19 protein-coding genes and 1 pseudogene are annotated in these 18,334 nt (G+C 66.5%); 4 read left to right on the top strand and 16 right to left on the bottom strand.

Annotated elements, in window-relative coordinates:
- Nucleotides 1-348: 348 nt before the first annotated feature.
- A complete protein-coding gene (locus tag AAG688_RS14835; protein ID WP_411832960.1) occupies nt 349-1,320 on the top strand; it encodes a Nudix family hydrolase in 972 nt (323 codons plus the stop codon).
- 215 nt (nt 1,321-1,535) lie between these two features.
- On the opposite strand, the gene coaE is transcribed toward AAG688_RS14835, so the two are convergent.
- The 14 genes and pseudogenes from coaE to AAG688_RS14765 all read right to left on the bottom strand — a co-directional run bounded on the left by coaE (nt 1,536) and on the right by AAG688_RS14765 (nt 13,714).
- Complete coding sequence (gene coaE / locus AAG688_RS14830) at nt 1,536-2,216, bottom strand: dephospho-CoA kinase (RefSeq protein WP_411832959.1); 681 nt, start codon at nt 2,214-2,216, stop codon at nt 1,536-1,538.
- Nucleotides 2,217-2,251: 35 nt separating this feature from the next.
- Nucleotides 2,252-2,572, bottom strand: a complete 321-nt coding sequence (locus AAG688_RS14825) for a type II toxin-antitoxin system RelE/ParE family toxin (RefSeq protein ID WP_411832958.1) — start codon at nt 2,570-2,572, stop codon at nt 2,252-2,254.
- Nucleotides 2,560-2,817 carry a type II toxin-antitoxin system Phd/YefM family antitoxin gene (locus AAG688_RS14820; RefSeq protein WP_411832957.1) on the bottom strand — a complete coding sequence of 86 codons (258 nt, stop codon included), beginning with the start codon at nt 2,815-2,817 and terminating at the stop codon, nt 2,560-2,562. The genes AAG688_RS14825 and AAG688_RS14820 overlap by 13 nt, the downstream gene beginning before the upstream one ends.
- Before the next feature lie 55 nt (nt 2,818-2,872).
- Nucleotides 2,873-3,739 carry a prepilin peptidase gene (locus AAG688_RS14815; RefSeq protein WP_411832956.1) on the bottom strand — a complete coding sequence of 289 codons (867 nt, stop codon included), beginning with the start codon at nt 3,737-3,739 and terminating at the stop codon, nt 2,873-2,875.
- A gap of 6 nt (nt 3,740-3,745) precedes the next feature.
- Nucleotides 3,746-5,020: a type II secretion system F family protein gene (locus AAG688_RS14810; protein WP_411832955.1), complete on the bottom strand. Its 1,275-nt coding sequence runs from the start codon at nt 5,018-5,020 to the stop codon at nt 3,746-3,748.
- Between the two features lie 340 nt (nt 5,021-5,360).
- Entirely contained in the window at nt 5,361-7,091 is a 1,731-nt protein-coding gene (gene pilB / locus AAG688_RS14805; RefSeq protein ID WP_411832954.1) for a type IV-A pilus assembly ATPase PilB, read from the bottom strand.
- A 37-nt stretch (nt 7,092-7,128) separates the two neighbouring features.
- Nucleotides 7,129-7,575, bottom strand: a complete 447-nt coding sequence (locus AAG688_RS14800; protein ID WP_411832953.1) for a pilin — start codon at nt 7,573-7,575, stop codon at nt 7,129-7,131.
- 74 nt (nt 7,576-7,649) lie between these two features.
- Nucleotides 7,650-8,045 carry a pilin gene (locus AAG688_RS14795; protein ID WP_411832952.1) on the bottom strand — a complete coding sequence of 132 codons (396 nt, stop codon included), beginning with the start codon at nt 8,043-8,045 and terminating at the stop codon, nt 7,650-7,652.
- 373 nt (nt 8,046-8,418) lie between these two features.
- A complete protein-coding gene (locus tag AAG688_RS14790; RefSeq protein ID WP_411832951.1) occupies nt 8,419-9,822 on the bottom strand; it encodes a sigma-54-dependent transcriptional regulator in 1,404 nt (467 codons plus the stop codon).
- Nucleotides 9,823-10,091: 269 nt separating this feature from the next.
- Nucleotides 10,092-10,451, bottom strand: a pseudogene (locus tag AAG688_RS14785) (H-NS family nucleoid-associated regulatory protein); the annotation flags it as partial.
- Between the two features lie 132 nt (nt 10,452-10,583).
- Nucleotides 10,584-12,284, bottom strand: a complete 1,701-nt coding sequence (locus AAG688_RS14780) for a proline--tRNA ligase (protein ID WP_411832950.1) — start codon at nt 12,282-12,284, stop codon at nt 10,584-10,586.
- A 150-nt stretch (nt 12,285-12,434) separates the two neighbouring features.
- Complete coding sequence (locus AAG688_RS14775; protein ID WP_411832949.1) at nt 12,435-12,719, bottom strand: type II toxin-antitoxin system RelE/ParE family toxin; 285 nt, start codon at nt 12,717-12,719, stop codon at nt 12,435-12,437.
- Nucleotides 12,719-13,141, bottom strand: a complete 423-nt coding sequence (locus AAG688_RS14770) for a hypothetical protein (protein WP_411832948.1) — start codon at nt 13,139-13,141, stop codon at nt 12,719-12,721. Before AAG688_RS14770 ends, AAG688_RS14775 begins: the two co-directional genes overlap by 1 nt.
- A gap of 177 nt (nt 13,142-13,318) precedes the next feature.
- Nucleotides 13,319-13,714, bottom strand: coding sequence for a DUF4124 domain-containing protein (locus AAG688_RS14765; RefSeq protein WP_411832947.1), 396 nt, complete (start codon nt 13,712-13,714; stop codon nt 13,319-13,321).
- Nucleotides 13,715-13,814: 100 nt separating this feature from the next.
- Here AAG688_RS14765 and pssA point away from each other — a divergent pair, with 100 nt between their 5' ends.
- The 3 genes from pssA to rimI all read left to right on the top strand — a co-directional run bounded on the left by pssA (nt 13,815) and on the right by rimI (nt 15,546).
- Nucleotides 13,815-14,591: a CDP-diacylglycerol--serine O-phosphatidyltransferase gene (pssA, locus tag AAG688_RS14760; RefSeq protein WP_411832946.1), complete on the top strand. Its 777-nt coding sequence runs from the start codon at nt 13,815-13,817 to the stop codon at nt 14,589-14,591.
- Entirely contained in the window at nt 14,588-15,040 is a 453-nt protein-coding gene (locus AAG688_RS14755; RefSeq protein WP_411832945.1) for an alanine acetyltransferase, read from the top strand. Before pssA ends, AAG688_RS14755 begins: the two co-directional genes overlap by 4 nt.
- A 74-nt stretch (nt 15,041-15,114) precedes the next feature.
- Nucleotides 15,115-15,546: a ribosomal protein S18-alanine N-acetyltransferase gene (gene rimI, locus AAG688_RS14750; RefSeq protein ID WP_411835028.1), complete on the top strand. Its 432-nt coding sequence runs from the start codon at nt 15,115-15,117 to the stop codon at nt 15,544-15,546.
- Nucleotides 15,547-15,771: 225 nt separating this feature from the next.
- Here the strand turns inward: rimI and AAG688_RS14745 are convergent, their stop codons facing one another.
- Nucleotides 15,772-16,497 carry a phosphoadenylyl-sulfate reductase gene (locus tag AAG688_RS14745; RefSeq protein WP_411832944.1) on the bottom strand — a complete coding sequence of 242 codons (726 nt, stop codon included), beginning with the start codon at nt 16,495-16,497 and terminating at the stop codon, nt 15,772-15,774.
- Nucleotides 16,494-18,200 carry an assimilatory sulfite reductase (NADPH) hemoprotein subunit gene (cysI, locus tag AAG688_RS14740; protein WP_411832943.1) on the bottom strand — a complete coding sequence of 569 codons (1,707 nt, stop codon included), beginning with the start codon at nt 18,198-18,200 and terminating at the stop codon, nt 16,494-16,496. Before cysI ends, AAG688_RS14745 begins: the two co-directional genes overlap by 4 nt.
- Between the last annotated feature and the right edge of the window lie 134 nt (nt 18,201-18,334).

The following is an 18,334-nucleotide window of genomic DNA, read 5'->3' as shown; positions in this document are numbered from 1 at the left end:
CTTTCCCCGCTCGCGGGGGAAGGTGCCCGAAGGGCGGATGGGGGCAGGGCCTCCTTGCGGCCAGACCGAAAGCGCACACGAAGGGCCGCATCGAGCGGCCAGCTGCTGCGCCCTTTGTGGGAGCGACGTGAGTCGCGACTGCAGAATAAATATGAGCCCCGGCAGGCGAAGCGCCCAGCCGCCCCGTCGCGACTCACGTCGCTCCCACAAAAGCAGCCTGCCTCACGTAAAGCGTATGCTCTCATGTGGCGCTGAGCGCCCTAGCGGCGGATGGGGCAACCGGAAGATCACCAGGCGAAGCAAGGCGAAAACGTTGCCTCCCTCGCCCAATGACGGCAAGCTGCCGCCATGTCCGCCGAAAAACCGCTCCGCTCCATCCATGTCGTCGCCGGGATCATCACCGACGCGCGCGGCCGCATCCTGCTGTCGCGTCGCACCGAAGGCAGGGATCTGGCCGGACGCTGGGAATTCCCGGGCGGCAAGCGCGAACCCGGCGAGACCCCGGAAGAAGCCCTGATCCGCGAGCTGCAGGAAGAACTCGGCATCACTCCCGAGGTCGGCGCGGCCTTCATCAACGTGCCGCAGCTGTACCCGGACAAGCGTTTGCGGCTGGACGTGCGCTTCGTCACCGGCTGGCAGGGCAACCCGCGCGGCCACGAGGGCCAGGCGCTGGCCTGGGTGGCGCCGGACAAGCTGCCGCGCTACGACATGCCCCCGGCCGACAAGCCGGTGGTGGCCGCGCTGCTGCAGCCGGACCGCTACCTGGTCACGCCCGAGCCCGGCCCCGACGCCGAGGGCTGGCTGGCCGCGCTGGAAACCGCGCTGGAGCAGGGCATCCGCCGCGTGCAGCTGCGCGCGCGCACGCTGGCCGGCCCGGCCTGGGAGGAACTGGCGCGCAAGGCGGTCGCCCGCTGCCGGCAGGTGGGCGTGGACGTGCTGATCAACGGCGACATCGCCTTGGCGCAGGCGCTGGAAACCGGCGTCCACCTGCGCGCGGCACAGTTGCCCGCACTGGCCGAGCGGCCCTTGCCTGCGGGCCTGCCGGTGGCCGCGTCCTGCCACGACGTGGACGAACTGCGCCAGGCGCAGGCGCTGGGCTGCGATTTCGCCCTGCTGGGCACGTTGAAGACCAGCGCCAGCCATCCCGGTCGCACGCCGCTGGGCTGGGAGGGCTTCGCCACGCTGCGCGAAGCCGTGTCCCTGCCCATCTATGCCATCGGCGGCCTGTCCCCGGACGACCTCGACCAAGCCCGCCAGCACGGCGCCCAGGGCGTTGCCGCAATCCGCGCGTTGTGGCCGGTGGAAGCGACGGTGACCTGAGCAGGCAAACCGCCGCCGCTCTCCGCACTCACGCGGTTCTTCCGGAAAAGCTGCTTATGGGCAATACCGCTCGTGGTGAGTTCCTCGCCAGGCTCGAGACAACATACCTGTCGAAGTCCGCTCGTGGTGAGCCTGTCGAACCACGCTCTTCTCCATGGCGCCCGTCATTCCCGCGCAGGCGGGAACCCAGCACCTTTGCTTTCGACCGCCTCAAATCACCGGATTCCCGCCTGCGCGGGAATGACGGAATCGAGGTTTTCCTGGCCTTTGGCCAACGCCAGCGCCCGGTAGCGCGCATCCAGCCCGGCCACCGCTTCGGCCAGGTGTTCCAGGTCACCATCGTTGACCAGGATGTCGTCGGCGATCGCCAGCCGCTGCACCCGCGTCGCCTGCGCGGCGATCATGCGCCCGGCCAGGGCCGCGTCGATGCCGTCGCGCCGCATCAGCCGCGCGTGCTGCGTGGCCTCGGGTACGTCGATGACCAGGATGCGGTCCAGCCACGGATAGGCCGCGCGGCCGCCTTCTCCGGCCTCGCTCCGCGCCTCGGCCAGCAGCGGCACCATCGCCACGGAATAGGGGCCGGGCGCGCTGCGGCAGGTGTCATGCAGGCGCCGGCGGATGACCGGGTGCAGCAGGCCCTCCAGCGCCCGCCGCTCGGCCTCGTCGGCAAACACCCGCGCACGCAGCGCGGCGCGGTCCAGCCGGCCGTCGGCCTGCAACACGCCGGGGCCGAAACGGGCGACCACCGCCTGCAACGCCGGCTGGCCCGGCTCGACCACCTCGCGCGCGATCAGGTCGGCATCGGCCACCACCACGCCCCGCGCCACGAAGGCCTTCTCGACCGCGCTCTTGCCCGAGGCGATGCCGCCTGTCAGTCCGATGATGTAGTGGGTCATGGATGAATCACGTTGCCTGCGGAAGGAATCCGTTGCTAGGTATCTGCCTGCCCGGCACGGCTGGCAAGCCATTCGGCGCGCACCAGCCGCTCGGTGCGCATGACATGCAGGATGTACACCTTGTGGCCGTCATGACGATAGAAGACACGGCAAGGCGGCTCGATGATCTGGCGGTAGCGCAAGTGCCCCAACTCCACCGGGATGCTGCCGCTTTCCGGATGTTCCGCCAATTGCCCGACGTGTCCGAAGATGCGCTCGACCAGCCCCGCGGCTGCGCCGGGATTCTCCAGGGCGATGTAATCGGCGATGGCGTCCAGGTCGTCCAGCGCCGGCTCGGTCCAGACTATTTCAGCCATCGCGCCAGGCGCGTCCGGGCCTGGGCGTGACTCATCACGCGTTCCTCGGCAAGCGCCTGCTCGCCGCGGGCAATGCCTTCAAGGACGGCCAGGCGCTGTTGCATGAGCCGGTAGGTCTCGACATCCACCAGATAGGCGCTGGGCAGGCCATGCTGGGTGATGAGGATGGGCTCCCTGTCCCGCTCGATGTCGGTGAGCAGTTCGGTCGCCTGGCGCTTGAGGGTGGTAACCCGTTCGGTACGCATGGAGTGACACTAAAGTATCACTCCTGGCCCTGCAAGCATCACGTCGATGTGCCGGTTACCCGCCCAACCCCGCATAGCGCAGGTAGGCATCGACCATCTGCTCACCCCAGAAGAACACGATCCAGCCGGCGATGGCCAGGTAGGGGCCGAACGGGATGGGCGTGGCCCGGTCGCGGCCCTTGGCCGCCAGCCAGATGGAGCCGATGATCGCCCCGACCAACGAGGAAATCAGGATGGTCGGCAGGATGCCCTTCAGCCCGACCCAGGCGCCGATGGCCGCCAGCAGCTTGAAGTCGCCGTGGCCCATGCCTTCCTTGCCGGTGATCTGCTTGAACAGCCACCACACCGACCACAGCGACAGGTAGCCGGCAATGGCGCCCAGCACGGCCGGCTTGACCGGCATGTAGAGGTTGTCGGTACTGGCGATCAGGCCCAGCCACAGCAGCGGCAGGGTCAACTGGTCTGGCAGCAGCCGCGTGCGCAGGTCGATGCCCGACAGCGCAATCAGGAAGCAGCTCAGCAGCGCCGCGCCGAAGCCCTGCCAACCGAAGCCGAAGTGCCAGACCGAGGCCAGCGCCGCCAGTGCGGTCAGCAGTTCCACCAGCGGGTACTGCGGCGAGATGGGCGCCTTGCAATCGCGGCACCTGCCGCGCAGCGCCAGCCAGCTGAACAGCGGAATGTTCTCGAACCAGGACAACTGGTGCTTGCAGTGCGGGCAGTGCGAGCGCTCCACCACGATGCCCGGCGGCGGCGGCTCGTAGATCTCGGGCAGCTCCAGGATCTCGCGCGCATCGCGCTTCCACTGCCACTCCAGCCGCCGCGGTAGCCGCAGGATCACCACATTGAGGAAACTGCCGACCAGCAGGCCGAGGGTGGCGACGAGCGGGTAGCCGAGGCCGGGGTTCTGATCCAGGAATGCCACGCAGTCTTACCCGACCACCATCGCCAGCTTGAAGATGGGCAGGTACATGCCGATGACCATGCCACCGACCAGCACACCGATGACGACCATGATCATCGGCTCGATCAGGCTTGCGAGCGCATCGACCGCGTTGTTGACCTCCTGCTCGTAGTACTCGGCCACCTTGAACAGCATCGCATCCAGTGCACCGGCTTCCTCGCCGATGGCGGTCATCTGCACGACCATGTGCGGAAACAACTGGGTCTGCTTCATTGCCATGTTGACTGGATAACCGACAGCCACATCATCACGGATGCGCAGCACCGCTTTTTCATAGACCGTGTTGCCGGTGGCACCAGCAATCGTGTCCAGTGCTTCGACCAGCGGCACACCCGCCTTGAAAGTTACTGCCAAAGTACGGGAAAAACGGGCGATGGCCGAGTTGTGCATGATCTGCCCGATCACCGGCACTTTGAGAATCATACGGTCAAGGAAATGCTGGAATTCCGGTGAGCGTTTCTTGAAGAATATGAAAGCAGAAATGGCACCTATTGTTATCGCGAGCAGCAGCCACCAGTAAGCAACCATGAATCTGGAAGCTGCGACGATGAGTTGAGTGAAGGCGGGCAGATCTGCCCCAAAATCCTTAAAGACCTCTTCGAATTGCGGAACCACGAAGATCAACAGCACGGCGCTGACAATGATCGCCACGGCTATGGTCATCGTGGGATAGAAAAGTGCCTTGCGTATCTTTCCCTTCAGGGCCTCGATGTTTTCCTTATAGCTGGCGATGGTCTCCAGCACGGTTTCCAGCACGCCAGCGCCTTCACCTGCAACTACAAGGCCACGGTATAGCTCGTCGAACTGAACCGGATGCTTGCTGATGGCTTCCGACAGTGATGAGCCGCCTTCGATATCGTTGCGGATCGTGTCCACAAGTTTCTTCATCCGGACGTTCTTCTGACCGCCCGCAATGATCTCCAGTGCAGCGATCATCGGAACACCGGATTTCATCATCGTCGCCATCTGGCGGCTGAAGAAGGCGATTTCCTTCGGTGAGATGGGCTTGCCAGCGGCGCCGAACAGCGGCTTGGGCTTGGGCTTGACGGTGCCCGGGGTGATGCCCTGCCGGCGCAACTCGGCGCGCAGCAGGTTGGCGTTGCGGGCCTCGCTTTCGCCCTTCATCTTGATGCCACGCTTGTCGATGCCTTCCCAGACGAACGGGACGAGCAGCTTGGTATCGCGCGCGGTCGGCGTGATGGTCCGGGTGGCTTTCTTGGCGGCGCTGCGGGTGACGGCCATCATGTTTCCCCTACCGGCTTCCCCAGCCGGATGTATCCGCTGCATGGTAGCCGTTTATGGCCGGAAGGGAACCATCCCACTGTGATGCAGGGCAGGGTTCCGACGTTGCCTCTGCCGAACTTCCCTCGTTTACGGGAGGGTTGGGGCGCGAAGAATTGTGTCTTGCCCCCATCCCGGCCTTCCTCCGCGAGCGGGGAAGGAGCAGGTCACATGTCGGAAAGGCGGAAAACGGCTCCCTCCCCCGTTTACGGGGGAGGGTTGGGGAGGGGCGTGGGGATTGCGGGTTGCCCCATCCCAACCTTCCCCCGGGACGGGGGAAGGAGCGGGTCATGCGTATCCCTCAATCCTTCGTCACCCGGTTGATCTCGGCCAAGCTGGTGATGCCATTCTTGACCTTCAGCAACGCCGACTGGCGCAGATCGCGGATGCCGGCCTTCCGGGCCACCTCGGCAATCTGCATGGCATTGCCGCCCTGCAGGACGATCTCGGCGATGGCATCGCTCATCGGCATCACCTGGTAGATACCGGTGCGGCCCTTGTAGCCATCGGTGCACTCGTCGCAGCCGACCGGCTCGTAGACCTTGAAGCCGGACCGGATCTCGTCCTCTGTGAAGCCCTCGGCCAGCAGCGTGTGCTGGGGCAGGTCCACCGGTCGCTTGCACTTGCCGCACAGTCGCCGCGCCAAGCGCTGGGCGATGATCAGCGTCACCGAACTGGTGATGTTGTAGGGCGCAATACCCATGTTCATCAGGCGCGCCACCGTCTGCGGCGCGTCGTTGGTATGCAGGGTGGACAGCACCATGTGGCCGGTCTGCGCCGCCTTGATGGCGATTTCGGCGGTTTCCAGATCGCGGATTTCGCCGACCATGATGACGTCCGGATCCTGGCGCAGGAAGCTGCGCAGCGCCGCGGCGAAGGTCATGCCGCGCTTGACGTTCTGCTGCACCTGGTTGACGCCGGGCAGGCGGATTTCCACCGGATCCTCGGCGGTGGAGATGTTGCGGGTCTCGTCGTTGAGGATGCCCAGCGCGGTATACAGCGACACCGTCTTGCCCGAACCGGTGGGGCCGGTGACCAGTACCATGCCGTAGGGCTTGTGGATGGCCTCTTCGAACAATTTTTGCTGGTCTGGTTCGTAGCCCAGCTTGTCTATGCCCAGCTTGGCCGCGCTGCCGTCCAGGATACGCAGCACGATCTTCTCGCCGAACAGCGTCGGCAGCGTGCTGACGCGGAAGTCGATCTGCTTGGTCTTGGACAGGTTCAGCTTGATGCGACCGTCCTGCGGTACGCGCTTCTCGGCGATATCCAACTGCGACATCACCTTCAGGCGTGCGGCGATGCGATCCCTGAGCTTGACCGGCGCCTTGGCCACCTGCTTCAGGATACCGTCGATGCGCAGGCGCACGCGGTAATCGGTCTCGTAGGGTTCGAAGTGGATATCCGAGGCGCCGCGCTTGATCGCATCCACCAGCACCTTGTTGACGAACTTGACTACCGGCGTGTCGTCACCCTTGGCGTCGACGCCGGATTCGTTGCCGGCATCGTCGTCGGTGCCGATCTCCAGGTTTTCCAGTCCTTCGTCATCGCCATCGCCGAAGGTGCTGCCGAGGTTGGAAGAAGCGTTGGCCCATTGGTCGATTGCGCGACGCAACGAATCCTCGTCCACCAGGATGGGTTCGACCACCAGGTTGGTATGGAACTTGATCTCGTCCAGTGCGTGGCTTTTGGTGGGATCTGATACGCCAACAAACAAACGCGTGCCGCGCTTGAACAACGGCAAGACTTGATGCTTCTGCAGCAACTCATCACTGACAAGCTTGATTGCACTATGTGAAGAGTCAAAGGCCGCCACATCCAACAGCGGCATGCCAAATTCGATGGCATTGGCTGCCGCCAGTTGAGCAGGGGTAACAAGTTTCTTCTCGGCGACCCATTGGGCCAAGGGCACTTTGGCTGCCGCGGCACCGTCCATGGCCACGCGGGCGCTGGCGTCATCCAATGCGCCATCGAGGACGAGTCGTCTTGCGATTCCCGTTATGCCCACAAGATTCGCAGATACTGAAACGTTCATAGATTCCTGATTCGGCTGCTGCAATGATAGTGACTTGCTAAGGGCTCAGTAAGTCACATGGGTCGCCGACATAACCGCTTCGGAGTGACGATTCGACTGCACAAGTCCATGCGATGCGGCCATCCGCCTGGGTTGGCGTGAACCGGACACGCGTGTTTGTCTGATAGATGCTGACGAACGAACCCGTTGATGAATTGCAGATAACATCGTTAGGGGATGAACCGGAAGCCACGCCTGCGCAAAGATCGGTTATTTCATTGTTTATGTTGTCGGCGACCTTGATCTTCTCGCCGGCAGCACTGGCAATGGCATCTGTTATGTGCGCTTTCGCCGTATAGTCCCTATACAACGGCAATGCAATCGCAGCTAGGATTCCAATGATGGCCACGACGATCATCAACTCGATGAGGGTGAAGCCGCGTTCGCGTGACGACATCTTATTCCCCGTGTTCATGAGTTTAATGACCAAGGTGATCGGCTGCACATATCGTGCCAGATGATTTGCCTGAAAAAAGAAACCCCGCAGTTGCGGGGTCTCTTTCTTGCATCAGTAGGGTATTACGAGGGATCCAGTTCGTCGCAATTGTCGCCGACGAAGCCTCCGCGGCTCGAAGCGGTAACCTCGCACGTCCATTCGATACGGCCGTTGGCTTCCGTCGGAGTCAGTTCGACAGTCGCATCGCGATAGGTGCTGGTCAGAACGCCGGCAGCGCAGCTGATTTCGCTCTCACCAGTGGCTCCCGACGCGACACCCGTGCAAAGGTCGGCAATTTCTGCGCCGATGTTCTCGCCGACCTTGACCTTCTCACCGGCGGAACTGCCGACCGCATTGGTGATCTGGGCCTTGGCGGTGTAATCGCGATAGAGCGGCAGAGCGATGGCGGCCAGGATACCGATGATGGCGACCACGATCATCAGTTCGATCAGGGTAAAGCCCTGCATGTTCTTCTTCATTACATTTCCCCTTTCAGGATGGCTTGATGGTGACGATGGGACACACAAGCCCGCGTGTCCCGTGGACCGTGGGCGCCGTGCGATGCACGTGCTGGAGGGATGGAGCAGTTTGCGTGCCAACTCCGGCGGTTCCTTCCCTGTTCTGCCAAGTGCAGCACAGGAAAGACCCCAAACGCTGAAGTCGGGGCGGACTATGGCACCAAATCCACGGGCTGGGTATCGGGGAAGCGGGGCTGCAAGCCTGAGCGGCGTCACGATTCCGACAGAATGTAGCGGGGCGCTGGCATCGGCTTTTTTTGCCTTGACGCCTCGCGTCATAAAGTGACGTAAGGCGTCAGTTTCGGCGTCAAAGGATTGGCAGAAGGAACCTGACCTATTCCATCCCCAGCTTCTTGAGCTTGTAGCGCAACGCCCGGAAGGTGATGCCGAGCTGGGCGGCGGCGCGGGTCTTGTTCCAGCGGTTGTCTTCCAAGGCCTTCTGGATGGCGGCGCGCTCCAGTTGCTCGATGTAGGAGGGCAGGGCGCCGCCGGCCGGGTCGATGTCGATGGCGCCGGGCGCGTCGGGCACGACCTCGCCGTTGCCGAAGTCGCCGCCGAACTTCCTGGCCTGCGGGTTGTGCTGGGGCAGGTAGAGGTCGTCGATCTCGATGCCGTGGCCTTCGGACATGGCCAGCGCGCGCTCCAGGATGTTCTCCAGTTCGCGCACGTTGCCGGGGAAGCCGTAGCGGCCCAGCGCGGCCATCGCGTCGGGCGAGACCGAGGGCGGGTTGCGGCCGTGCTGCTCGGCCAGCCGTTCGAGGATGGCGCTGGTCAGCTGCGGCAGGTCGCCGGTGCGCTCGCGCAGCGGCGGCACGCGCAACTCGATGACGTTGATGCGGTAGTACAGGTCGTGGCGGAAGCGGCCGTCGTTGGCCAGTTCGCCCAGATCCTTGTGGGTGGCCGAGAGGATGCGCACGTCCACCTGCACCTCGCCGGAGGCGCCGACCGGGCGCACGGCCTTCTCCTGGATGGCGCGCAGCAGCTTGACCTGCATGGTCAGCGGCAGTTCGGCGACCTCGTCCAGGAACAGGGTGCCGCCGTGGGCGGCCTGGAACAGGCCGGCCTTGTCGGCATGGGCGCCGGTGAAGCTGCCCTTCTTGTGGCCGAAGAACTCGCTTTCCATCAGCTCGGCCGGGATGGCGCCGCAGTTGACCGGCACGAACGGGCCGGAGGCGCGCGCGCCCTGCTCGTGGATGGTGCGGGCGACCAGTTCCTTGCCGGTGCCGGACTCGCCCATGATGTAGACCGGCGCCTGGCTGCGAGCGACCTTGGCGATGGTCTCGCGCAGGGCGATCATGGCCGGGCTGGTGCCGAGCAGGCGGCTGGCGTGCTCGGGCGGCGGGATGGCGGGCGGGCTGCGCTCGGTGTTGCTCAGTTCCAGGGCGTGCTTGACCAGCCCGCGCAGCACGGTCAGGTCCACCGGCTTGCTGACGAAGTCGAACGCGCCGGCCTTCAGCGCCTCGACCGCCAGCTCGATGTTGCCGAAGGCGGTGATCATCGCCACCGGGGTCTGCGGGTAGAGGCGGGCGATTTCCCCGACCAGGTCGATGCCGTTGCCGTCAGGCAGGCGCATGTCGGTGAAGCAGAGGTCGTAGCGGTTGCGCGACAGCAGCTCGCGGGCCTCGCCGAGGTTGGAGGCGGTGTCGATGCGCAGGCCCATGCGGCCCAGGGTCAGTGTCAGCAGTTCGCGGATGTCGCGCTCGTCGTCGACGATAAGGGCGCTGCGGTTTTGGCTCATGAATCCCCCTCAAGCCCCTGTGGCGCCAGTGTAAGGCTGAATGGGGAATACGACCAGCCTGGCCGGAAGGGTGCGGGGGATTTTCTTGCAGGCAGCCCGTTGCCGGGGCGGGGTATGGCGCAGCATCAGGGGGATTTGCCGTGGGGCGGTTTGGCGCCCACGGCAGGCTTGTCGGGGGCAAGCTTGAAGCAGCGGAGCAAGCTCCGCTCTACGAAAATGCGCGTAGAACCGAGCTTGCCCGGCTGCTTTTGCCGGAAGGCCTACTTCTTCTTGTTGATCAGGAAATCCTCGGGCTTCTTGTCCTTGGCGACCAGTTCGGCCATCCAGCGCGGCTGCTTGCCGCGGCCGGTCCAGGTTTCCTTGGCGTTGGCCGGGTTGCGGTATTTCGGCGGAACCTTGCCGAGCTTGCGGCCGGCCTTCGGGCCGGGCTTGGCCTTGCCGCGCGCGGACGTGCCGGCCACGCCGAACAGCTCCTCGATGGTGTAGCCCTCGGCCTTGGCGAACTTGGTAATCCGGCTGCGGATGCTGGCGATGGGCGTGCGCTTGGCCAGCTTGCTCTGCTGCTGCTTGGCCTTGTTGATCAGCGAGCCCAGCTCCTTGGCGGACAGTCCACTCAAATCAATCGACATCAATCTCTCCGTTTACGGGATTATCAGGGCGGAAACAAGGATGATAATCGACAAATAACCGGAACATGGCATCAAGCGCGCAAAAAGCCGGGAAACGTGAGGAAATTCACGCTTCGCGGTGGTCTTCGCGTTTCAGGCCTTGCCGATCAGGCGCGAAACCAGGGTTTCGCGGTCGAGATTCTCGGCATTTTCCGCCGCGCGTGCGCGATATTCGAACGTGCCGGCGGCCAGCCCGCGCTCGGACACGACCACGCGGTGCGGGATGCCGATCAGCTCGATGTCGGCGAACATCGCGCCCGGGCGCAGCCCGCGATCGTCGAGCACCGCATCGACGCCGGCCTGGCGCAGTTCGTCCAGCAATGTCTGCGCGGCGTCGGCGACGGCGGGGTCGTTCTTCGGGTTGATCATGCACACGGCCACCGTCCAAGGCGCCATCGCCTCGGGCCAGAGGATGCCGTTGGCGTCGTGGTTCTGCTCGATGGCGGCGGCGACGATGCGCGAGACGCCGATGCCGTAGCAGCCCATCGCCAGCACCGCCGACTTGCCGTTCTCGTCCAGCACGGTGGCGCCCAGTGCCTCGGCGTACTTGCGGCCGAGCTGGAAGATGTGGCCGACCTCGATGCCGCGGACGATGCGCAGCTGGCCGCCGTCGGCGGCGCGATCGCCGTCGACCACGTTGCGGATGTCGGCCACCGTCTCCGGCTCGGGCAGGTCGCGGCCCCAGTTGACCCCGGCCAGGTGGTAGCCGGCCTGGTTGGCGCCGACGACGAAGTCGGCCATCGCCCCGACCTCGCGGTCGGCGACCACGCGGATCTCTCGGCGCGGCTTGACCGGGCCGAGGAAGCCGGGTTCGCAGCCGAGGTATTCGGCGATTTCCGCCTCGCTGGCCAGGCGGTAGTCGGCCAGCCCGGCGACCTTGGCCAGCTTGATCTCGTTGACCGCGTGATCGCCGCGCACCAGCGCCAGCACGAAATGCTCGCCGGCCATCACCGCCACCGACTTGACCGTGCGATCCAGCGCGATGCCGAGCAGCGCGGCGACGTCCTCGCAGGTCTTCTGCGCAGGCGTGTCCACCTTGCGCATCGGCTCGGAAGGGAGCGGGCGCGGGCCGGGCTCGGCGGCCTGCGCGGTCTCGACGTTGGCCGCGTAGTCCGAGCCGGTGGAGAAGGCGATGGCGTCCTCGCCGGAATCGGCCAGCACGTGGAATTCCTGCGAGGCGTCGCCGCCGATGGCACCGGAGTCGGCCAGCACCGCGCGGAAATCCAGTCCCAGCCGGGTGAAGATGCGGCTATAGGCGGCGTGCATGTTGCGGTATTCGCGCACCAGATCCTCGTCGGTCAGGTGGAACGAATAGGCGTCCTTCATCAGGAATTCGCGCGCGCGCATCACGCCGAAGCGCGGGCGGATCTCGTCGCGGAACTTGGTCTGGATCTGGTAGAGGTTGAGCGGCAGCTGCCGATAGCTGCTGAGCTCGTTGCGGGCGAAGTCGGTGACCACTTCCTCGTGGGTGGGGCCGTAGCAGTAGTCGGCGTCCTTGCGGTCCTTGATCTTCAGCAGCTGGCCGCCGAACTTCTCCCAGCGCCCGGTTTCCTCCCACAGCTCGCGCGGCTGGATCGACGGCATCAGCAGTTCGATCGCACCGGCGCGGTTCATCTCCTCGCGCACCACGGCCTCGACCTTGCGCAGCACGCGCAGGCCCAGCGGCGCCCAGGTGTAGATGCCGGAGGCCAGCTTGCGGATCATGCCGGCGCGCAGCATCAGCTGGTGGCTGGCGATCTCGGCGTCGGCGGGGGTTTCCTTGGTGGTGCGCAGGGGAAATTGCGAAAGGCGCATGCGGTCGGGGTCGCGGGTCGAAAACGCGTAGTTTGCCAGCGTTGGGCGCTTTGTGCGGTGCGACAGGGCGGGAACCGTGTAAAAAACCGGGGAAGGCCCCCGCCGTTGCGCCGCATCGTCGTTCCTTTATCCCCAGCGGGATACGGGTGGTCAGGCCGTGGACTTCCAGTCGGAGCGGGTGGGCGCCAGGTCGAGCACGGTGGCGTTTCCCGTCGCCGGATCGCGGTCGTACAGGAGCACGACGGGATAGCCCTTCACCGGAACGAAATGGGTGCCGTCAGGAAGCCGCTGGTAGCTGGCGACGCCATCCAGGGAACCGGCCAGCGTGCCGATGGCATCGTCCTGCCTGTCGGCCGCCTGCGGATTCTTCGCGTCGAGTTCGCGGAACAGGCGTTCGCGTTCGTCGGCCGCCTGTTTCGACCACTCGACCGCCATCAGCCGCGTCCGGCCCGGAGCGCCTTCATCCTTTCATTCACCTGCTCGTCGGTGTAGCGGACCGGATCACGGCGGCCAGCCTCGGCACGTCCCTGCAGGAAGGCGAGATAGGCGGCGTCCTCGTGGGTTTGCCTGAGCGCCGCGGCGCGGTCGGGTCGGCGACGAGGGTTCGCCACATTCGGCGACAGGCCGCTGGCATCCACCTGGTAGCGGGCTATCCCGATGTCGCGCAGCACGCGCGCGGCGGCGTCGATGCCCGTGAACAGTCGCTGCGAGCCCTCCTTGGTGGCCAGCACGCGTTCGCCCGTGCCGACCTTGAAGCGCACGGTGTAGCCGCCGCATTGTCCGATGAGGAGGGTTTCACGGACGCTGCCGGCGGCGGCCAGTTCGCGGGCGGTGGCGAGTTTGACGGTCTGGGGCATGGGGTTCCCAAATATCTATTATCCGGGGATGAGATATTTGTACACCTGCGCCTGGTCAATTGTCCAATCGGGTCGTCGGCCTTGCCGCTGCGAGGATTCGCGCGCCAACTCGTCATCCCCCGCGCAGGGGGATGATGCCCCTTGTTCGGAGGTCCGCAGAAGGCGGGCCGGGGTGGATCAGTTCGTGCAGTAGGCCTTGACCGCGGCCTCGGCCAGGGTGCGCTGGTTGGCGCGCTGGGTCGCGTCCAGCGGCTGGCCGGTGCTCTTGCCGTCCTCGCCGGTCTGGTGGACCGGGGCGTCGCCCTGCAGCAATTCGAGGTTGCGGCGGGCAGTGGTGCACTGCGGGTTCTCGACCGACTTGCCGGCCGGGACGGCGGCCTGGGTGGTGCCGCCGCGGTTGTCGATGCGGCGATCCTGGTACTTCTCACCGGCAGGCGGCTTGTCCGAGTAATGGGTCACGCCGTTGGCGTCCTTCCACTGGTAGACGGTGCCGGCGAGGGCGGGCGCGCCCAGGCACAGCAGGCCGAGCAGGGCGCAGGCGGGCAGGAGGCGGGGCCGGGCGATGGCGTGCATGACAGGGTTCCGGGGCAGGTCGGGGGAATGCCCGGATTGCAGCACTCCGGCCGGGGGCTGGCAAGTCGGGGCCGACGGGCATTGGGCTAAACTGCGACGCATGGACCCGATCAAGCCGCCACCGCGCTCGCGCGGCATCTACCTGTTGCCCAACCTGTTCACCACGGCCGGCCTGTTCGCCGGCTTCTACGCGATCATCGCCGCGGCCAACGGGCAGTTCGAGCGGGCGGCGGTGGCGGTGTTCATCGCCGGCCTGATGGACGGCATCGACGGGCGGGTGGCGCGGTTGACCGGCACCAGCAGCGATTTCGGCGTGCAGTACGACTCGCTGGCCGACCTGGTCAGCTTCGGGCTGGCGCCGGCGCTGGTGATGTACCACTGGTCGCTGTCGGCGCTGAAGTTCGATGGCCAGATCCCGGGGCGCATCGGCTGGGTGGTGGCCTTCCTCTATGCGGCCTGCGCGGCGCTGCGGCTGGCGCGCTTCAACACCCAGGTCGGCACGGTCGACAAGCGCTGGTTCGTCGGCCTGGCCAGCCCGGCGGCGGCGGGTTTGATGATGTCCTTCGTCTGGGCCTTCGCCGACGGCACGCTGGGCCAGAGCGGCGAGGAACTGCGCTACGTCGCGCTGGCGGTGACGCTGGCGGCGGCGTTGCTGATGGTCAGCCGGATCCGCTTCTGGAGCTTCAAGGGCAGCGGCGAGGGCGGCGCGCGCGCCGACCGGGTGCCGTTCGTGGGATTGATCCTGGCGGCGGTGGTGCTGGCGGTGCTGTTCATCGACCTGCCGCGCACGCTGCTGGCCGTGGGCGTGCTGTACGCGCTGTCGGGACCGCTGCTGTGGCTGTTGCAGCGCACGCGGCGCGGCGGGACCGCGGAGTGAGCGCAGTGCGGCCCGCGCCGCAATCGCTGTGGTCCGCGCAGCAGCAGGCGTGGCTGTCGGCGCTGGGGCATACGATCTACCTGACCGGCGCACCGGTGGCGGCTGCGGAAGAAGTGCCGGCGCAGGAGGGGCATGCCGGTTCGACGCAGCCGGCGGCGCCCGGGGGCCGCCCGCCGCCGGCACAGGCACGGACGGCTCCGCGCGTGCCGCCGCGACCGGTGGATGTCGCGCCCTCGCGCCCGGCGCCACCGCCGCGGGCCGGTTCGCGCTTGCCGGATCGGCTGCACTTCGCCCTGATCCGGGCTTCCGGCTGCAATCCCAATGCGCCGGAGTCGGCGGCGATCATCGCCGGCTGGCCGCCGTCGTCCGAACTGCGCGGCAACCCGGCCGCCAAGCGCGCGCTGTGGCCGAGCCTGCGCGCGTTGCGCAGGCAGCAGGCAGGGTCGTGAACGCGGCCGGCGTCTACGCCAGCACCCATGCCATCGCGCTGCGGCCGCTGCGCGAGGCCGATCTCGACGACGTGATGGCGATCGAGCAGCGCGCCTATCCGTTCCCGTGGACGCGCGGCATCTTCCGCGACTGCCTGCGCGCCGGCTATCCGGCCTGGGCGATGACCGAGCATGGCTGCCTGATCGGCTACGGCATCGTCAGCCTGGCCGCCGGCGAGGCGCACGTGCTGAACATCTGCACCGCGCCGGAGCGGCAGGGACGCGGCCACGGCCGCCACCTGCTGCGCGCGCTGGTGCGGCTGGCGCGCGAGCAGGGCGCCGAGCGCGTGTTCCTGGAAGTGCGGCCCTCCAACCTGCCCGCCATCGCCCTGTACCACAGCGAGGGCTTCAACGAGATCGGCCGGCGCCCGCGCTACTACCCCACGCGCGACGGCCGCGAGGACGCGCTGGTGATGGCGAGGGAACTGGTGGTTGACGACAACATCAGCCGGATGCCGTCGTTGTAGCGTTGCGACTTGCGTCGCTCCCGCATCGGCAACGGATTGCTTTCCCGTCGTACCGCCAGACCCATACGATTTCCCACAACCTCAGGGCGGGATTGTGGGAGCGATGCAAGTCGCGGCATGGCGGCAGCGAAAGCGCCCTCATCCGGCCCTTCGGGCCACCTTCTCCCGCAGGCGGGAGAAGGGATGCATCGAGAATGCTAGCCTCTAGCCTCTGCTCCTGCCCCCTCAAACATCCTGATGGATGCCGCACTCGCGCTTGAGGCCGAAGAAGCGGGTGTCCTCCTCGCGCATGCCCGGTTCCCAGCGCGAGGTGGTGTGGAAGTCGCCGATGGACACGTAGCCTTCCTCCCACAGTGGGTGGTAGGGCAGGTCGTGGCGCTTGAGGTATTGCCAGACGTCGCGGTCGTTCCAGTCGGCGATCGGGTTGAACTTCCAGCGCCGCTCGCGCTGTTGCAGCACCTGGACGCCGGCGCGGGTGCTCGACTGGCCGCGGCGCAGGCCGGTGAACCAGGTGCCGACCTCCAGTTCGCCCAGCGCGCGCTTCATCGGCTCGACCTTGCGCAGATTGTTGTACTGCTCGATGCCGACCAGGCCCTGTTCCCACAGGCGGCCGTGGCGCGCTTCCATCCAGGCGCGGCTGACCAGCGGGCGGAACACCTGCAGGTTCAGCCGCAGGCGCTCGGTCAGTGCGTCGGCGAAGCGGTAGGTCTCCGGGAACAGGTAGCCGGTGTCGATCAGGATGACCGGGATGTCCGGCTTCTGCCGGGTGACCATGTGCAGCAGCACCGCCGCCTGCGCGCCGAAGCTGGACGACATGGCATGGCGGCCGGGGCCGTTCTCCAGCGCCCAGCGCACGCGCTCCTCGGCCGGCATGGCTTCCAGGCGCCGGTTCAGCGCATCGAAGTCGGGCGTCTGGCCATCGGATTGGGGAAGCGGGGAGGCGGCGCTCATGCTTGCAGTTCCAGTGCGATCCGGCGGTGGGTGGGATAGGGCGGCAGTTCGACGATGCCGGCGCGGTGCAGGAAGTCGCCGAAGCCCTCGCCGGCCTCGCGCTCGCCGGCATAGCGGCCGAACAGCGGGTCCAGCGTGTCGAGGATTTCGGATTCGCTGATGTTCTCGCGGTACAGCGTGTTGAGCCGCTGGCCGCGGTGGTCGGCGCCGAGCATCAGGTTGTAGCGGCCGGGCGCCTTGCCGACCAGGGCGATCTCGCCCAGGTAGGGGCGCGAGCAGCCGTTGGGGCAGCCGCTGATGCGCAGCAGGATCGGCGCCTCGCGCAGGCCGTGCCTGTCCAGCAGCGGTTCCAGCCGGGCGTTGAAGTCGGGCAGGTAGCGCTCGGCCTCGGCCATCGCCAGCGCGCAGGTGGGCAGGGCCACGCAGGCCATCGAGGCGCGCGCCAGCGCGGTCGGGGCGCGGTTCTCCTGGTCCAGCGCGTGCGCGCGGACCAGCGCGTCGATGCGCTCGCGATCGCCGGCCGGCACGCCGGCGATGACCAGGTTCTGGTTGGCGGTCAGGCGGAACTCGCCGCGGTGCACGCGGGCGATCTCGCGCAGGCCGGTCAGGTGCGGGGCGCCGGGGCGGTCGGCGATGCGGCCGGTCGGCAGCGACAGGGTCAGGTGCCACCGGCCGTCGTCGCCCTCGACCCAGCCGAAGCGATCGCCGTTGTGATCGAAATGCCAGGGCCGCGCCGGCTGCAGCCTGAAGCCGGCGCGCTCCTCCATCTGCGCGACGATGAAGTCCAGGCCGTGATCGTCGATGGTGTACTTGAAGCGGGCGTGCTTGCGCTCGACGCGATCGCCATGATCGCGCTGCACGGTCAGTGCGGCGGCGGCGATGGCCAGCGCCTGCTCCGGGGCGACGAAGCCGATCACGTTGGCCAGGCGCGGGTAGGTCCCGGGGTCGCCGTGGCTGGCGCCCATGCCGCCGCCGATGGCGACGTTGAAGCCGGCCAGGCCGCCGGCCTCATCGACGATGGCGATCAGGCCGAAGTCGTTGGCGAACACGTCCACGTCGTTGATCGGCGGCACCGCCACGGCCATCTTGAACTTGCGCGGCAGGTAGACCTTGCCGTAGACGGGATCCTCCTCCTGCCCGCTGTCGGCCAGCTTCTCCTGGTCCAGCCAGATCTCGTAGTAGGCGCGGGTCTTCGGCAGGAATTCGGCCGACAGCCGCTGCGCCCACGCGTACACCTGCGCATGCAGCCGCGACTGCAGCGGGTTGCTGCAGCCGAGCACGTTGCGGTTGACGTCGCCGCAGGCGGAGATGGTGTCCAGCGCGGCGGCGTTGATCGCCTGCATGGTCGCCTTCAGCTCGCGCTTGATCACGCCGTGGAACTGGAAGGTCTGGCGGGTGGTGACGCGCAGCGAGTGGTTGGCCCAGGTGGTGGCGATGGCGTCCAGCTTCAGCCACTGCGCCGGGGTGAACACGCCGCCCGGGGCGCGGACGCGGATCATAAACTGGTGCGCCGGCTCCAGCTTCTGCCGGCGGCGCTCGTCGCGCAGGTCGCGATCGTCCTGCTGGTAGCTGCCGTGGAACTTGACCAGCCGCTGATCCTCTTCCGACAGCGAGCCGGTGACCGGATCGGTCAGGCCTTCCAGCAGCGTGCCACGCAGGCCGCGGCTGTTGATCTTGATGTCTTCGACGGAAGGGTGGGTCATGGCGTTGGCGGGTGACGGTGTGTTTTTCTCCTTCCCCTTCAAGGGGAAGGCCGGGATGGGGATGGTTCTTCGATGGTTCGGGAGAAGGGGGGCTGAAAAGACACCATCCCCACCCAACCCTCCCCTTGAAGGGG

It is taken from the genome of Pseudoxanthomonas mexicana (assembly GCF_046736355.1).
Lineage (GTDB): Bacteria > Pseudomonadota > Gammaproteobacteria > Xanthomonadales > Xanthomonadaceae > Pseudoxanthomonas_A > Pseudoxanthomonas_A mexicana_B.
Note: the sequence above shows the minus strand (reverse complement) of the source record. Positions and strands in the feature narration are given on the sequence as shown.

What these genes read in the sequence shown, in the direction of transcription:
- AAG688_RS14835 (WP_411832960.1), top strand. Translation starts at nt 349, where the DNA reads ATGTCCGCCGAAAAACCGCTCCGCTCCATCCATGTCGTCGCCGGGATC.
- coaE (WP_411832959.1), bottom strand. Translation starts at nt 2,216, where the DNA reads ATGACCCACTACATCATCGGACTGACAGGCGGCATCGCCTCGGGCAAG.
- AAG688_RS14825 (WP_411832958.1), bottom strand. Translation starts at nt 2,572, where the DNA reads ATGGCTGAAATAGTCTGGACCGAGCCGGCGCTGGACGACCTGGACGCC.
- AAG688_RS14820 (WP_411832957.1), bottom strand. Translation starts at nt 2,817, where the DNA reads ATGCGTACCGAACGGGTTACCACCCTCAAGCGCCAGGCGACCGAACTG.
- AAG688_RS14810 (WP_411832955.1), bottom strand. Translation starts at nt 5,020, where the DNA reads ATGGCCGTCACCCGCAGCGCCGCCAAGAAAGCCACCCGGACCATCACG.
- pilB (WP_411832954.1), bottom strand. Translation starts at nt 7,091, where the DNA reads ATGAACGTTTCAGTATCTGCGAATCTTGTGGGCATAACGGGAATCGCA.
- AAG688_RS14795 (WP_411832952.1), bottom strand. Translation starts at nt 8,045, where the DNA reads ATGAAGAAGAACATGCAGGGCTTTACCCTGATCGAACTGATGATCGTG.
- AAG688_RS14790 (WP_411832951.1), bottom strand. Translation starts at nt 9,822, where the DNA reads ATGAGCCAAAACCGCAGCGCCCTTATCGTCGACGACGAGCGCGACATC.
- AAG688_RS14780 (WP_411832950.1), bottom strand. Translation starts at nt 12,284, where the DNA reads ATGCGCCTTTCGCAATTTCCCCTGCGCACCACCAAGGAAACCCCCGCC.
- AAG688_RS14775 (WP_411832949.1), bottom strand. Translation starts at nt 12,719, where the DNA reads ATGGCGGTCGAGTGGTCGAAACAGGCGGCCGACGAACGCGAACGCCTG.
- AAG688_RS14770 (WP_411832948.1), bottom strand. Translation starts at nt 13,141, where the DNA reads ATGCCCCAGACCGTCAAACTCGCCACCGCCCGCGAACTGGCCGCCGCC.
- AAG688_RS14765 (WP_411832947.1), bottom strand. Translation starts at nt 13,714, where the DNA reads ATGCACGCCATCGCCCGGCCCCGCCTCCTGCCCGCCTGCGCCCTGCTC.
- pssA (WP_411832946.1), top strand. Translation starts at nt 13,815, where the DNA reads ATGGACCCGATCAAGCCGCCACCGCGCTCGCGCGGCATCTACCTGTTG.
- rimI (WP_411835028.1), top strand. Translation starts at nt 15,115, where the DNA reads ATGGCGATCGAGCAGCGCGCCTATCCGTTCCCGTGGACGCGCGGCATC.
- AAG688_RS14745 (WP_411832944.1), bottom strand. Translation starts at nt 16,497, where the DNA reads ATGAGCGCCGCCTCCCCGCTTCCCCAATCCGATGGCCAGACGCCCGAC.
- cysI (WP_411832943.1), bottom strand. Translation starts at nt 18,200, where the DNA reads ATGACCCACCCTTCCGTCGAAGACATCAAGATCAACAGCCGCGGCCTG.